The 14,135-nt window shown below is 46.8% G+C and carries 12 protein-coding genes; 6 read left to right on the plus strand and 6 right to left on the minus strand.

Going from position 1 to position 14,135, the window contains the following annotated elements:
• The first annotated feature begins 391 nt into the window (after window positions 1-391).
• A complete protein-coding gene (locus tag B0H50_RS10340; protein ID WP_106197811.1) occupies window positions 392-1,414 on the plus strand; it encodes a branched-chain amino acid aminotransferase in 1,023 nt (340 codons plus the stop codon).
• Between the two features lie 77 nt (window positions 1,415-1,491).
• On the opposite strand, the gene B0H50_RS10345 is transcribed toward B0H50_RS10340, so the two are convergent.
• The 3 genes from B0H50_RS10345 to B0H50_RS10355 are packed head-to-tail and all read right to left on the minus strand — an operon-like array spanning window position 1,492 to window position 3,531.
• The gene (locus B0H50_RS10345) at window positions 1,492-2,775 is read right to left on the minus strand and encodes a hemolysin family protein (protein WP_106197781.1); all 1,284 of its coding nucleotides are present in this window, start codon (window positions 2,773-2,775) and stop codon (window positions 1,492-1,494) included.
• Window positions 2,775-3,239, minus strand: a complete 465-nt coding sequence (gene ybeY / locus B0H50_RS10350; RefSeq protein ID WP_106197782.1) for an rRNA maturation RNase YbeY — start codon at window positions 3,237-3,239, stop codon at window positions 2,775-2,777. The genes B0H50_RS10345 and ybeY overlap by 1 nt, the downstream gene beginning before the upstream one ends.
• A gap of 1 nt (window position 3,240) precedes the next feature.
• Entirely contained in the window at window positions 3,241-3,531 is a 291-nt protein-coding gene (locus B0H50_RS10355; RefSeq protein WP_106197783.1) for a hypothetical protein, read from the minus strand.
• 87 nt (window positions 3,532-3,618) lie between these two features.
• On the opposite strand from B0H50_RS10355, the gene B0H50_RS10360 reads away from it, so the two are divergent.
• The 4 genes from B0H50_RS10360 to B0H50_RS10375 are packed head-to-tail and all read left to right on the plus strand — an operon-like array spanning window position 3,619 to window position 8,410.
• A complete protein-coding gene (locus tag B0H50_RS10360) occupies window positions 3,619-5,121 on the plus strand; it encodes a FecR family protein (protein ID WP_158256427.1) in 1,503 nt (500 codons plus the stop codon).
• A gap of 27 nt (window positions 5,122-5,148) precedes the next feature.
• Window positions 5,149-6,720: an NAD(P)/FAD-dependent oxidoreductase gene (locus B0H50_RS10365; protein ID WP_109587686.1), complete on the plus strand. Its 1,572-nt coding sequence runs from the start codon at window positions 5,149-5,151 to the stop codon at window positions 6,718-6,720.
• A gap of 19 nt (window positions 6,721-6,739) precedes the next feature.
• Window positions 6,740-7,714, plus strand: coding sequence for an RluA family pseudouridine synthase (locus tag B0H50_RS10370; protein WP_106197786.1), 975 nt, complete (start codon window positions 6,740-6,742; stop codon window positions 7,712-7,714).
• 48 nt (window positions 7,715-7,762) lie between these two features.
• The gene (locus B0H50_RS10375; protein ID WP_109587687.1) at window positions 7,763-8,410 is read left to right on the plus strand and encodes an FKBP-type peptidyl-prolyl cis-trans isomerase; all 648 of its coding nucleotides are present in this window, start codon (window positions 7,763-7,765) and stop codon (window positions 8,408-8,410) included.
• A 93-nt stretch (window positions 8,411-8,503) separates the two neighbouring features.
• Here the strand turns inward: B0H50_RS10375 and yfcE are convergent, their stop codons facing one another.
• The 3 genes from yfcE to B0H50_RS10390 are packed head-to-tail and all read right to left on the minus strand — an operon-like array spanning window position 8,504 to window position 11,135.
• A complete protein-coding gene (gene yfcE / locus B0H50_RS10380; RefSeq protein ID WP_106197812.1) occupies window positions 8,504-9,058 on the minus strand; it encodes a phosphodiesterase in 555 nt (184 codons plus the stop codon).
• Window positions 9,059-9,066: 8 nt separating this feature from the next.
• A complete protein-coding gene (gene murA / locus B0H50_RS10385) occupies window positions 9,067-10,335 on the minus strand; it encodes a UDP-N-acetylglucosamine 1-carboxyvinyltransferase (RefSeq protein WP_106197788.1) in 1,269 nt (422 codons plus the stop codon).
• Window positions 10,336-10,340: 5 nt separating this feature from the next.
• A complete protein-coding gene (locus B0H50_RS10390; protein ID WP_106197789.1) occupies window positions 10,341-11,135 on the minus strand; it encodes an RDD family protein in 795 nt (264 codons plus the stop codon).
• Window positions 11,136-11,175: 40 nt separating this feature from the next.
• Here B0H50_RS10390 and rapA point away from each other — a divergent pair, with 40 nt between their 5' ends.
• Window positions 11,176-14,115: an RNA polymerase-associated protein RapA gene (gene rapA, locus B0H50_RS10395; RefSeq protein ID WP_109587688.1), complete on the plus strand. Its 2,940-nt coding sequence runs from the start codon at window positions 11,176-11,178 to the stop codon at window positions 14,113-14,115.
• The last annotated feature ends 20 nt before the right edge of the window (window positions 14,116-14,135 follow it).

Genomic DNA, 14,135 nt, shown 5'->3' on the forward strand with positions numbered 1-14,135 from the left:
GGGAAATATGTTCACCGGATTTTTGGAAATGACATTTCCCAGGGGAAATATGTTCACCGGATTTTTGGAAATGACATTTCCCAGGGGAAATATGTCCGCTAGATTTTAAGAATGAGATTTTGCGTTCCAGATTTGCCCAAAAATTTTCAAACGGACAAATTTTGAAGCAAAATAAAGTCAAAAATTTTGAATTCAAAAATTTCGTGCGAAATCTTCAAAAATTTACACCTTAACCTTCGCGCTTTCCCCTGCGGCGAAGCCACCCCAACATTCCTCACTCCTAATTCCTAATTTCTCATTTTTCCCCTCCCCTCTCTTGCTCAAAAATTGTGTATTTTTTAGCTAGCGTCGCGTGACGCTCTAACAAAAGGTCGCAATTATGCAAGTCGATTTGAATACTGTTGATTGGAAGACGCTCCCGTTCGGTTATTACGATACCGATTACAACGTCCGTTGCTACTACCGCAATGGTCAATGGGGAAAGATTGAAGTCTCTTCTTCCAAAGACATTAGCATTCATATGGCCGCTACTTGCTTGCATTATGGTCAAGAAGGTTTTGAAGGACTGAAGGCTTACACAGGCAAAGACGGCAAAGTCCGCGTTTTCCGCGTTGAAGAAAACGCAAAGCGCATGCAGAACACCGCAAATCGTGTTCTGATGGCAGTACCACCCGTAGAACTCTTCCGCGAAATGGTTTACACCGTCGTCAAAGCTAATAAGCGTTTTGTTCCGCCTTATGGCTACGGCGCAACCCTTTACATTCGCCCGCTCCTCATCGGGATGAGCCCCGAAGTCGGCGTGAAGCCCTCGGACGAATATCTGCTTTTGATGTTTGTGACTCCGGTGGGACCGTATTTCAAAGACGGATTTAAGCCGGTGGACATGATGCTCTGCCGTAACTTTGACCGCGCTGCTCCGCAAGGAACTGGCACCGTGAAAGTCGGCGGAAACTATGCGGCAAGTTTGCTTTCTCTCGCCGAAGCAAAGAAGCTCGGTTACGCAAGCACGATTTACCTCGACGCCAAAGAAAAGAAGTACATTGATGAATGCGGTCCAGCAAACTTCTTCGGAATTAAAGGCAAGACCTACGTAACGCCGAAGTCCGAATCGATTCTTCCTTCGATCACGAACAAGAGCCTGCAGCAATTAGCAGAATACTTGGGCTACACCGTTGAACGCCGTCAAGTTCCGTTCGAGGAACTCGCGGAATTTAGCGAAACCGCAGAATGCGGAACCGCAGCCGTGATTACCCCGATTAAGAAAATCGTGGATCCCGTGGCAAACAAAACGTTTACCTACGGCGACGGCAAGAATCCGGGTCCGGTTTGCACGCAGCTTTTCAACACCTATACGGAAATTCAATTCGGCGAACGTCCGGATCCGTTTGGATGGACTGAAGTCATCGATCTCTAATCGATTTTGGTAAATGAAAAAACTCCCCAAGCTTGGGGAGTTTTTTTTCATTTTCACGATAAAACGGCAATTCTCTTTTACGAGAAGAGCATTACTTTTGTCATGCGGGTGCCGTCCATTTTGAGAACGCGGAATTTGTGCCCGTCGAGAGTTACTTCGGCACCTGCCGAGGGAATCGTTCCGAGTTGTGCGAGAATCAAACCGGAAACCGTTTCGACGTGAATGTCTTCGGGCTCTTGTAATTCAATTCCCGTGGCATCTTCAAAATCCGAAAGCGTAATGAGCGGATTGAAAATATAACGGCCGTCTTTTAATTTTTGAATCATCGCATCGTCTTCTAAATCATCTTCGTCTTTGATTTCTCCGACGATTTCTTCGACAATATCTTCGACGGTAACAAGGCCTGCGACGCCGCCGTATTCATCGACAACGATAGCTAACTGATTTCCGTTTTCGCGGAGTTCGCGCAAAAGGTCATCGATTTGTTTTTGCTGCGGCACAAAGACGACGGGATTTACGAGAGATTGCAAATCGAAATTTTCTTTTCCGTGTTCCGTGTACCATTCCAAAAAATCCCGCGCCGAGAGAACGCCGACGATGTTATCAATCGATTCGCGGTAAACGGGAACGCGAGAATGGCGTTCTTCATTTAACACTTGAATGGTTTCTTCGAGAGTCGAAGTCACATCGAGAGAAACCATATCGACGCGAGGCGTCATAATTTCGCGGACTGGAGTTTCCACAAAATCAAAAATGTTGAGCACCATTTGACGTTCGTCTTCATCTAACGCATCGTCATCGTCTTCGGAAACATCGGAGCGAAGCGCGTCGCGTTTATCTTCCGAAAGAAAACTGAGCTTTGAATCGTAGCCCAACGCCTTGTGCACATTTAAATACAAACGATTCGCAATTTTTGCTTCGAGCACAAACGGAATCCGCAGATATTTATAAATCGGGAGAAGAATGTGCGAAAGTGTTTCGGGTTTGATTGCGCCGAACATATTCGGAATTAAATAGACGACGCAATATTCCACGATAGCGGCGAGAATTGTATAAACGATAAGCCCGAGACGCGGACGTCCATAAAATCCTTGCGTGAGAAAATACGCGGCGACAAATCCCAAAACGCCGGCGAGTAAATTCAAAAATGTCCGCGCAATGGAAATGGATTCGTTGAATCCATGCGCATCGACGTATGCGTTTACGCGATTCACCAATTTTTCATTTTCTTCGTTATCGGTTGTTACCGAAAGCGCTAAAAAGACAATTTTAATGAGAGAAAAAAGTCCCGCGAGAACGACGCAAATAATTGCGAGAACAACAAAAGGGGTGACGTCTTGAATCCAAGAAAATATCGGCATTAGCGATTTTTCCCCTTGCCCGCATTGTAAATATCCACGCCCAAAATTTCGCGTTCGCGGCGGCGCATCACGGTGCGTTCGGGAACAGTGTGATGATCATAACCTGAAAGATGTAAAATGCCGTGGACAATCATGCGCTTCAATTCTTGATAAAAGGAATTGCCAAATTTCGGCGCTTGACGCTTGACCTGATCTTTTGCAATGTAAATTTCACCGAGCAGATAATCTTCGTGCCATTCAAAGCTTAAAACATCTGTGACTTTATCCAATTTACGATAGGCCGCATTGAGTTCGCGGACTGTCTTATCGGAACAGATGATAATATTGACATTTTCTGGATGATTTTCTTCGATGAGAATTTTTCGGGCTAGCGGCTCTAGACGCGCTTTCCACGGAAAAGTTTCTTTTTCATCTTCGGAAAGAAAATTGACTTGAAAGTCAGGTAATCGAGGTTCCTTCTTCATATTAGAGTTCGTACCACTTATTTAAAATGGCGATCATCGCCTTCGCTTGTTCCTTGCTCGAAATGTTGAATTTACTTCTTTGCTTGAGCACGCCTTGCTGCTTTTGATAACGGCGAACAGAAACTTTCGGTTCTCCAAATTCACCGGTTTTTGCATTCTTTTCTTGATACAAAAACATAATCGTGGACCAAGCGCCTTTGCTCAAATATTCCTTGGCAAGTTCCTTGATGACAACTTCACCGGTTTCTTCGTCGGTAAATTCGATGGTCGGTTCTGTGTTTTCTGTATCCATAATCACCTCGTAAAAATTATTCAGTCCAAACAAAAGATAAAAAACGTATATTCCAAAGGACAGATTTCCGCCTTGAAGGAGGTCATTTTGAAACATTTCCGCGTTCTTCTTTCAACTCTTCTCGCAAGTAGTTTTTTCTTCGTTCCCGCATGGGCTGCAAATTCCGCAGGTTCTATCGGTAAAGTGCGTTACATTCTCGGCGAAGTCACCGTGCAAAAGAAAGCGAAATCGAATTGGAATCCGTTGCGCGTCGGTTTAAAAGTCCGCGAAAACGATGTGATTCGCACTCTCGTCGAAAGCGAAGCGGGCATCGCTCTTTCGGATGGAAGTTTGATTACGATTGAAGAAAATACGACGATTCAATTTGAAACCGCTGTAGAAAATCAATCGAAAACGGTGAATATTCAATCTGGCCGCGTTTTCTTCGATGTGCAAAAACAAAAAGAAGGCAGCCAATTTCAATTCAAAACCGGAACGGCAACCGCTGCGATTCGCGGGACGAACGGCTTCGTCGAAAGCGGTTCCGATGGCATTATCGTTTCCTTGGAATCGGGGAAAATGATTGTGACCGATGCCAAAGGGAAAGAGCTCGAAGTGAACGGCGGCGAAACTTTGGTGCAAGATCAATCAAAAGGTTTGCAAAAATTTAAAACGCCAAGTTCGGGCTCTAAAAAGTTGGCAAAAGAAATTTCGGCAGAGAAAAAATCTCATTCTTTGAAAGTGGAAAATTTGGAAAAGCGCGCCCGCGAATTAGACGAAAAAAATGCGAAGGCTGCGGACTCTTTGGCGAAAGCAAAACCGTGCGAATTTGAAGCGCTCCCGCAGAAAATTTCGGCAACCGAAATCAAGGTGAACGGCAAATGCGCAGCAAATGTCCAAGTGAGCATAAACAGTTTGGAGGTTCCTCTCACAAACGGAAAATTGAGCGCGCCTGTTTCTTGGGAAAAAGATTCTTACGGCACAAAACGCATCCGCGTCAAATGCAAACGCGGCGAAGCCGAAACACTTTGCTTGGAAGCTTTCATCGAATATGTGAAGCCAACGACAAATGATGACAGCGCATTTATCCGCATTCAAAAAAGCTCTCCGATTTCGATGAACGGCACAAGCGGTTTAACAATTCAAGGCGAATTTTTCAGCGAAGATCCAAATGCGACGATTACCGTAAAAGTCGGCAAATCCGAATCCGAAAATTTGAATTCGAAAAATGCGAACGGACGATTCAGCGTTACATTTGCACCGAACGATCCGAATTTGAATTGGGATGAAAAATCTGCGATTGTCACTTTAAAATCGGCAAAAAAAGTGTTGACAGATTCTGTCGCCATTCAATTCCCGCCGAAAATTCGCATTACCGGTTCCGATGCGAATCAATGCACATTCCAATTTAGTTTGACAGGAACGAACGGCAAAAAAATCCGCGTAGAAGAATCAGTCGACGGCATCCCCACTTCGAAAGCTGTTTTCGAAGCCGATGTGCCGCAGGCCAGTTTCCCCATGCTTCCGGGCAGACACGTTTACAAAATTTTTGCGAAAGACGAAAACGATAGTCAGTCCGAAGCGACAGAAACATTTACTTGTAAACAATAAAGTCGCGGATTTTCTAAATTGCAGGCGATGTTAAACGCCTACCATTTCCGCGAACTTTCTCTCCCTCTGCAAAAAAAGGGCGAAGTGGCAAACGCTCTCGCCCACGCATTAAATTTACGCGAAGACGAAATTTTCAATTTGGAAGTTGAACGTTTTGCGCTCGATAGCCGCAAGCGCAGCGCTCCGCATTGGAGTTATAATGTGCGCTTTGAAACGGCGAAAAAACTTTCGCCGTCGCATTGGCTTGTTCCCGCGACCGAAAAAGCGGAAACTCTCGATTCGGATGTTTTCAAAAATTCTATTCCGCTTTCAAAAAATGCGCACGTCGTCGGCGCAGGGCCTTCGGGACTTTGGGCGGCGCTTTCCCTTGCCCGCAAAGGTTTTTCCGTGGACTTGTATGAGCAAGGCTCCCCTGTCGAAGAACGCTTTCAAGACATTCACCGTTTTTTTGCAGACCGCAAATTTAATCCGCATTCCAATATTCTTTTTGGCGAAGGTGGCGCAGGCGCTTATTCCGATGGAAAATTGAACACGCGGACACGCAATGTATTTTCTAGCGCTGTTCTCGCCGACATGGTTCATTTTGGCGTTTCCAAAGATGTGCTGACATTTGCAAAGCCGCATATCGGAACGGATCGTTTAGTGCTTTTGCTTCGGGCACTGCGCGCAGAATTTTTATCGCTCGACGGACGCATTCATTTTCATACGGCTCTCGAAGATTTAGAAATTTCAAACAGTTCCATTTCGCGAGCAAAATTTAACGGCGAATGGAAAGCTATCGACAATTTAATTTTAGCGCCCGGGCATTCGGCGCGGGCCATTTACGAGTTGCTCTACGAACGCGGCGTCACTCTCGAAAGCAAAGCGTTTGCGCTCGGCGTCCGCGTGGAACATCCGCAAAGTTTAATCAATTTACGACAGCTCGGTCCGAATGTCAACACCGAATTAACGGGAGCCGCAGAATATGCGCTCACCGCAAAAACTCTCGGCGGAACATCGGCGGCTTACAGCTTTTGTATGTGCCCCGGCGGCGTTCTCGTTCCCTGCGTTTCGGAAAACGAAACTCTTGCAACAAACGGAATGAGTTACAGCAAGCGCAACGGAAAACTGGCGAACGGCGCTATCGTCGTTCCCATTCCGAAAAGCGATTCTCTTTTTGGCGGTATCGAAATGCAACGCCGTTTTGAAAAAGCCGCCTTTGAACTCGGCGGAAAAAATTACAGTGCACCCGCGCAAACAATCCGCGCTTTTTTGGACGGACACATTGATAGTGCGCTACCGAAGAGCACATTTTCGACGGGAATTGTCGCGGCACCAATCCGCGAAATTTTAGACGAGAATATCTGCGATTCTCTTGCCGATGGATTTGAACAATTTGAACGAAAAATTCCTGGATTCATCGACGAAGGTTTAATCGTTGCGCCCGAAACCCGCACCAGTTCCCCGCTTCGCATTTTGCGAAATCCCGAAACTCTCGAAAGCGTTTCGACCAGCGGACTTTTTGTGCTCGGCGAAGGCGCAGGCTATACCGGCGGCATTGTGACAAGCGCTGCAGACGGCATTAAACTCGCCAATCGCGCAAAACGCATCGGCGACTAAATTTTCTACATTTGCCTTTATGATTACTCGCGTTATCGACCGCAATTTTGCCAATATGCGACTAGATCGCTTTTTACGTCAAGCGTTTCCGAATGAACCGCTCTCGACATTTTTTGCCATTCTGCGCAAGAAGAAAGTCCGCGTCAACGGCGTCCACGCCAAAGCCCCGCAAATTCTTCTCGAAGGCGATACCGTCGATATTTACGAAAATTTCAAAAGCGTTCCCGCGGGCGATTCCATTACCCCGACAAAAAAATCTTGGGGAACTTCTCCCGAATTTGCAGACCGCAATTTTGTGAAAGAAAATTTAGTCATCGCTCTCGAAAAAGAAGACTTCGTCGTCCTCGATAAACCTTCGGGAATTGCAAGCCAACCGGGAACCGGAACGCGGAAAGGCGAAAGTCTCGTCGAAATGCTTTGGCAATGGGGCAAAGATCAACAGTTAGATTTTAAGCCAACTCTTGCGCACCGCTTAGACGAAGAAACTTCGGGCCTAATTATCGCAGCGCTTCACGGCGACACTCTCCGCGATTTAACGCGACTTCTCCGCGAACATAAAATTCAAAAGACTTACATCGCACTCATCAAAGGCAATTTGAAAAAAGACGCGGGCACGATTAACGCTTCTCTCGAACGCACCGATTCGAAAGCGGGCTCCAAGATGAAAGCCGGCACAGAAAGCGGAAAAAAATCCGTGACGCATTACGTCGTGCAACAACATTTAAACGGCTACGATTTAGTCAAAGTCAATTTGGAAACGGGACGCATGCACCAAATCCGTGCGCACTTTGAAAGTATCGGGCACCCGCTTCTCGGCGACACTCGCTACGGCGACTTTGAACTCAACCGCGAATTCAAAAAGGAATTTGGTTTGAAGCGCCTCTTTTTGCACAGCACACGTTTGGAATTTGATTGGCAAGGAAAGCGCATTATCGTCGATTCCGCGCTTCCGAAAGAACTCCGCGATGTGGTGAAAGCGTTGAAGAAAAAATAATTTTTTAGATTTAGCTAACTTTCTAACATTCAAAAATAAGGAAAACTCATGCCTATTGCAGCAAACACAAAAGTCGCCATCCATTACACTCTTACCGACGACGACGGAAAAGTCATCGATTCTTCCGCAGGCAAAGACCCGCTGAATTACATTCAAGGTCAAGGCATGATCGTGGTCGGTCTTGAAAAAGCGATGCTCGGCAAAGAAGTCGGCGATAAATTTAATGTCGACGTGATTCCGTCCGAAGGCTACGGCGAATACAACGAAGAATTGGTTCGTCCGATTCCGAAGTCTGCATTCCAAGCCGAAAAAATTGAACCGGGAATGACTTTTTACGCGAACACTCCCGCAGGTCCGATTCCTTTAACCGTTTCCCGCGTCGAAGACGAAAATGTGATTATCGATATGAATCACGAACTCGCCGGAAAAACTCTCCATTTTGCCATCGAAGTCGTGAGCGCAGAACCGCTTTCGGCAGAAGAACTCAAAGCGATGGAAGAACATGCGCATCATTGCTGCTGCGGTAAGCACGAAGATGGCGAAGGCGAATGCTGCGGGAAGCATGAACACGGCGATGGCGAATGCTGCGGTAAGCACGAACACGGCGATGGCGAATGCTGTGGAAAGCATGAACACGGCGATGGCGAATGCTGCGGTAAGCACGAAGATGGTGAATGCTGCTGCAAAGACAAGTAAATTCTCTCGCAGATTTGAAACCGCAAACCGCGCCCGTTCGGGCGCGGTTTCATTTTATAGTTTGAAAATTTTGCAGAAAATTTTTGAAAAAATTTATTCTTTCTTCAATTCAATTTGCGCTAAAACTTTTCCCGTATCCAAATGAAGAACTTGAAATTTTCCCGATTCGTAAAATCCGAATGTCGGCGGATTTCCGCCTTTGGGAAGTGAAATGGAACCGGGATTGAGCAAATAAACGCCGTCTTGATTTTGCGTCGCGGTAAAGATGTGCGTGTGCCCCGAGAAATATGCTTCGGCTTTGTAATGCAAGAAAAATTCCGGCGGAAATAAATGACCGTGCGACATAAACAATCGCATTTCGTTATCGTAAATCATGCTCGAATCCGAAAGGCACGGAAATTCTAACATCATTTGATCGACTTCGGCATCGCAATTTCCGCGGACTGCAACGATTTTATCTTTGAAAGAATTTAAGAGTTTTGCAACTCCTGCGGGATCGTGTCCGCCGGGAAGCGGATTCCGCGGACCGTGATACAGCAAATCGCCGAGAAGGAAAATGGATTGGCAATGCAATTTTTCAAAATAATTCAGCGCTTTTTCTGTCGCTTGCGATGAACCGTGAATGTCCGAGATGACAAGTGCCCGCATATTCATCCTTAAGTTTGATCGTTTAACCGCGTCACGCAACCGCCGAGTTTCGCAATTTTCGCTTCGAAATCTTCGTAGCCGCGATCGAGATGATAAATGCGGCTGACGCGCGTTTCTCCGTCGGCGACAAGTCCTGCGATGACCAAAGCCGCAGCAGCTCGCAAATCCGAAGCCATGACCGGAGCGCCTTGCAATTTTTCGACGCCTTTAATCGTTGCGGTATTCGCTTCGAGAGAAATGTTTGCGCCCAAGCGATTGAGTTCTGCGACATGCTTAAAGCGATCAAGGTAAACGGTATCGCGGATTTTGCTTTCGCCCGGAACCGTTGCAAGGACAGCCATTAACGGTGCCTGCAAATCCGTCGGGAATCCCGGATACGGAACTGCTTCGACGTGAACCGGTTTTAAATCGCGGCTTCCCGCATCGACTTCTGCCCAATCATTTCCCGTGTGAACGATGCAGCCCATTTCTTCAAAAATATCCAAGAGCGCTTTAATATGCTCCGGATTGCAATGCGTCGCTTTGACCTTTCCGCGCGAAATAACTGCGCCACAAAGGAATGAGCCCGCTTCAATCCGATCGGGAATCGTTTCGCTAAATCCCGGATGCATTTCGGGGACGCCGTGCACCACAAGAGAACGCGTGCCTTTGCCTTCGATTTTTGCGCCCATGCTCAAAAGTAAATCGATGAGAGAATCGATTTCCGGTTCAATCGCTGCGTTTTCGAGAACGCTTGTGCCCTTGGCAAGTGTCGCTGCCATGAGAACATTTACCGTAGCGCCCACCGACGAAATCGGGAAACGGAAATTTCCACCGGGAAGTGGTCCGTCCGAAGTCGCTTCGACATAACCGTGCGTCACTTCAATTTTTGCGCCAAGCGCTTCTAAACCTTTCAAGTGCAAATCGACAGGCCGCGGACCCCAAGCGCATCCGCCCGGAAGAGAAACGCGGCAACGTCCAAAGCGAGCGACGAGAGGCCCTAACACATAAAAACTTGCGCGCATTGTGCTCACGAGTTCATACGGAGCTTCTAAATGATTTGCGCCATGTGTATCGACTTTAAATTCGTGTGCACCGCCATCGATGCGGCATCCGATAATGCGAAGCACATTCGACATCGTTTTCGTATCGCGGAGATATGGGACATTCGTCAAAGTCGTAACACCGTCTGCGAGCATCGCCGCAGTCATCGTGGCAAGAACTGCATTCTTTGCGCCCGAAATTTCAACTTCACCCGAAAGCGGTTTTCCTGTGGGAGAAATGGAAAAGTAATCCATACAAATTAACCTTTTGAATTTTGATTGTTTTCCGCTGTATCTTTATGCACCCGAACGACGAAAGTTTTTGCAAAAAAATCGTGCAGAGTTCGCTTGCGAGGATCGATTATCGCTAAGATGTAGCCGATGCCGTAAAAGATGAGAGTCGCTTGCGTGAGCAAACTCAGCGCATACCGAATTATCGCACCCGACAATTTGAGAGGTTCACCATTTGCCCGTTCAATTTTCAAACGCAAAAGCATTTTCCCCGGCGTCGCAGAAAACGCAGCCGTAAAACCGATGAAATAAATCGTCTGAATGATAAACCATAAAATGCAAAGTTCCGACATTCCCGGAAGATTCATAAATTCTTCGGAAACTCCTACGACAGTCGGATCTGCGGAATATGTCTCGATAAAAGCATTCGCCGCTTGCATCGTCGCGTTCAAATCGAATAAAGAAAGCCAATCTAAAATGTGCGTTGTGAGTTCCCAGCAAACGGTGATAATCACCCAATCGATGAGAAGCGCAAGCCCGCGAATCCAAAATCCCGCTGGCGTTTTTTTACGACTTTCTTCAACGCGTTCTTGGAGAATTGCGTTAATCGTTTCTTGAAGCAAACGATCGTTTTCCGCTTCGGCGAGCGCGGATTTTTCGAGTGCATCTTTCCACGAAATCCAATTTTCTAAACCTTTGTGCCAAACCAATGTAGTTTCGCAAATTTTATTTTGCTCTTGAAGGGCTTGCAAATCGGCAAAGCTCACCGGTCCTTGCCTGCGGTCGCCTTCTAGAATGCTTTCATCGATGTAAAACCAATTCATAAGTTAGCCTCAAATCTATAAAAAAGCTAACTTGCGCACCATGAATACATTTCAAATCGGCCAACGTTATCTCAGCGAACAAGAACCTGAACTCGGTGTAGGTCGGGTTCAACAAATCGAATTTAAAAATGTCACGATAGAATTTCCCGCGGTCAAACAAACCCGCATTTATCGGACAACTTCTGCGCCGATTAAGCGTTACCTTTTAGCCGTCGGCGAAAATGCAAAAAACGAAAAAGGCGTGAGCTTCGCCGTCGAAAATATTCGCATGGAAAATGGCCTCGCCATTTACTTGGGACGCGGTGGCCGAGAAATGAAAGAATCGGATTTGACGTCGAAAGCTTCTCCGCGCGCATCGGATATTTTTTCGCAACTGATCCGCGGCAACTGCGCCGAAAACAAAGAATTTGTGCGTCGGGAAACGGCGACAGAACTTTCGTGCGAATGGCAAAATTCTCCAGTCCGCGGCATGATTGGTCCGCGCGTCAATTTGATTCCGCATCAATATTATCTCTGCAAACGCGCGTGCTCGTCGAGCACGCTTCCGCGCTTAATGCTCGCTGACGAAGTCGGTCTCGGCAAAACAATTGAAGCCGGTATGATTTGGCATTCGCTTTACAGCAGCGGACGCATCACGCGAACAATCATTCTCGTTCCCGAATCGTTAAAGCACCAATGGATGGCAGAAATGTATCGGCGCTTTAATCACGTTTTCACTCTCATCGATGAAGGATTTATCCGCGGACTCATGAGTTCTTATTCCGATGTGAGCGAGATGCCGAATCCATTTGAACAAGAAAATAATGTCATCTGCACTTTGGAATTTGTGCGGAACCAGCCCGCAGTTTTACAAGACTTTTTGCGCACGTCTTGGGATTTAGCAATCGTCGATGAAGCGCACCATTTAATTTGCGAAGATGATTTTGTGAGTCTCGAATATCGCGCCGTTAACGAACTCGCAAAAAATACGAAAGGCCTTTTGCTCCTGACCGGAACGCCGCTTCAACTGCAACCGGAATCGCATTTTAACCGTTTAAAAATGCTCGATCCCGTACGCTTTAACGATTACCAAGAATTTTTGAAAAACGAAGAATCGTATCGCAAAATTGTGCGCGATCTTTCGAAGCTCCCCATCGATTCGGATAAGCCGATGACTTGGGACGATTTAAATAATGCGCTTCCCAAAAATTCTCCGATTCACGAATGGCTTTCGAAAGAAAATTCCCGCGAAATGACTGCGGGCGAATGGGTGCGCCGCATTGTCGATGCTCTCGGCACCGGTTCTGTCGTTTTCCGCAACACGCGAAAAAGCGTCGGCGGATTCCCCGAAAGAAAACTTTTCCCCGTCGAATTAACTCCCGATTTAGAATACCGCGATTGGGTACAAAAAGCGAGCGATGCCGATCCCGATCATTCTTGCGATATTTTATCCGAAGGCCTTTTGATTACAAAGTACAGCAACACGTGGAAAAAGGACGAACGCATTCCGTGGCTGCTCGAATTTTTGAAAGAACACAGTCACGATAAAGTGCTTCTCATTTGCGAACATCCCGATGTGGTAAACGCACTCGCATTCGTTCTCACCGAAGCGGTTGGCGAAAAAGCTTTCGTCACTTTTACCGAAGACATGTCCATTCTCGCCCGCGACCGCGCTGCAGCAAACTTTGCCGACGAAAAAGGACCGATGCTTATGATTTCTTCGGAAATCGGATCCGAAGGCCGCAACTTTCAATTTAGCCACGACTTAATTCTCTTCGATTTGCCTTTGGACGCATCTCTTGTCGAACAACGCATCGGACGTTTGGATCGCATTGGACAAACCGAAGCGATTCGCATTCACGTTCCTTATGTGAAAGGAACTGCGCAAGAAGTCATCTATCGTTGGTATCACGAAGGCATCGGTTCACCGCTGATGAGCGGCGGCGAGCTCTTCCTCAAATACACCGAAGATTTAATGGCAGCGATGTCCGAGCCAAAAGAAAAATTTGCGGAATTTATGGAAAAGACAATTCCGCAAGTGCGAAAAGACAGCGAAGTTATGCGCAAAAATATTGAAAAAGGCCGCGATAAATTATTGGAATATAATTCTCGCGATCCGCAAGTTTCCAAAGAAATCACCGACGAAATTCGTCGCGAAGATGCCGATGAACGTTTGCAATCGTTAATGATTGAAACATTAACCAATGCCGGTGTCGAAGTGGAAAAAGGAAACGTCCCGACAAGTCTTGTCTTTAGCGCAGGTCCGCAAGTTGAAGCTGGATCCATTCCTGGAATGCCGACGTCGACTCTCCTTTCGCAAACCGAATCGCAAAGCAAGAAAACCGAAGACGAAAAAGCCGCAGCCAATGCGGGCGCTCTCACCGGAACCTTCGATAGAACCGTCGCCATGGTGCACGATGAAATCGCATTCCTCAGCATTGAACATCCGTTAGCGCAAGGCGTCTTAGACATGGCAACCGCCGCCGGGAAAGGCATTACCGCTTGCGTGATTTGGGATGACGCGGGTTCCAAAAATATGATGATGCAATACAACTTCGTCGTAGAGCCGTCAATTCCTGCGGCTTGGGGACTCGCCGATATCGCAGGTCCCAAGATGATTCGCGTCTTAATTGATTCTCAAGGAAATGATTGTTCGGATCGTTTAAACGATGCAGATCACGGGAAAATGCGCAACGCGAATGTTCCGCAAAAAGTTCCTGCGGTCACAGCAACTCTCCGCTATTTTGCAAGCACAGGCCACGCTCTCGCCAAGCGCATCGCCACGCAAAAAATGGAAGCCTACGCAAATGACTCGGCGAAAAAAGTGGAAGAACGCTCCGAACGCGAATATCAGCGGATGAATCATTTATTCGCTCTCCGCGGACAATCGCAAAACAATCCGATTTTGGATACACTCCGCAAAAATATCGCGACCCGCAAAAAGGCAGCGCAAACGCCACAAATCCGTTTGGATTCCATCCGACTTTTAGTGTGCCGTTAATTTGTATAGGTTAATTTGTA

This window comes from Hallerella porci, assembly GCF_003148885.1.
Classification (GTDB): Bacteria; Fibrobacterota; Fibrobacteria; order Fibrobacterales; family Fibrobacteraceae; genus Hallerella; species Hallerella porci.

Excerpts from the sequence above, each read along its gene's own strand:
- B0H50_RS10345 (WP_106197781.1), bottom strand. The coding sequence starts at position 2,775 with ATGCCGATATTTTCTTGGATTCAAGACGTCACCCCTTTTGTTGTTCTC.
- ybeY (WP_106197782.1), bottom strand. The coding sequence starts at position 3,239 with ATGAAGAAGGAACCTCGATTACCTGACTTTCAAGTCAATTTTCTTTCC.
- B0H50_RS10355 (WP_106197783.1), bottom strand. The coding sequence starts at position 3,531 with ATGGATACAGAAAACACAGAACCGACCATCGAATTTACCGACGAAGAA.
- B0H50_RS10365 (WP_109587686.1), top strand. The coding sequence starts at position 5,149 with ATGTTAAACGCCTACCATTTCCGCGAACTTTCTCTCCCTCTGCAAAAA.
- B0H50_RS10370 (WP_106197786.1), top strand. The coding sequence starts at position 6,740 with ATGATTACTCGCGTTATCGACCGCAATTTTGCCAATATGCGACTAGAT.
- B0H50_RS10375 (WP_109587687.1), top strand. The coding sequence starts at position 7,763 with ATGCCTATTGCAGCAAACACAAAAGTCGCCATCCATTACACTCTTACC.
- yfcE (WP_106197812.1), bottom strand. The coding sequence starts at position 9,058 with ATGCGGGCACTTGTCATCTCGGACATTCACGGTTCATCGCAAGCGACA.
- murA (WP_106197788.1), bottom strand. The coding sequence starts at position 10,335 with ATGGATTACTTTTCCATTTCTCCCACAGGAAAACCGCTTTCGGGTGAA.
- B0H50_RS10390 (WP_106197789.1), bottom strand. The coding sequence starts at position 11,135 with ATGAATTGGTTTTACATCGATGAAAGCATTCTAGAAGGCGACCGCAGG.
- rapA (WP_109587688.1), top strand. The coding sequence starts at position 11,176 with ATGAATACATTTCAAATCGGCCAACGTTATCTCAGCGAACAAGAACCT.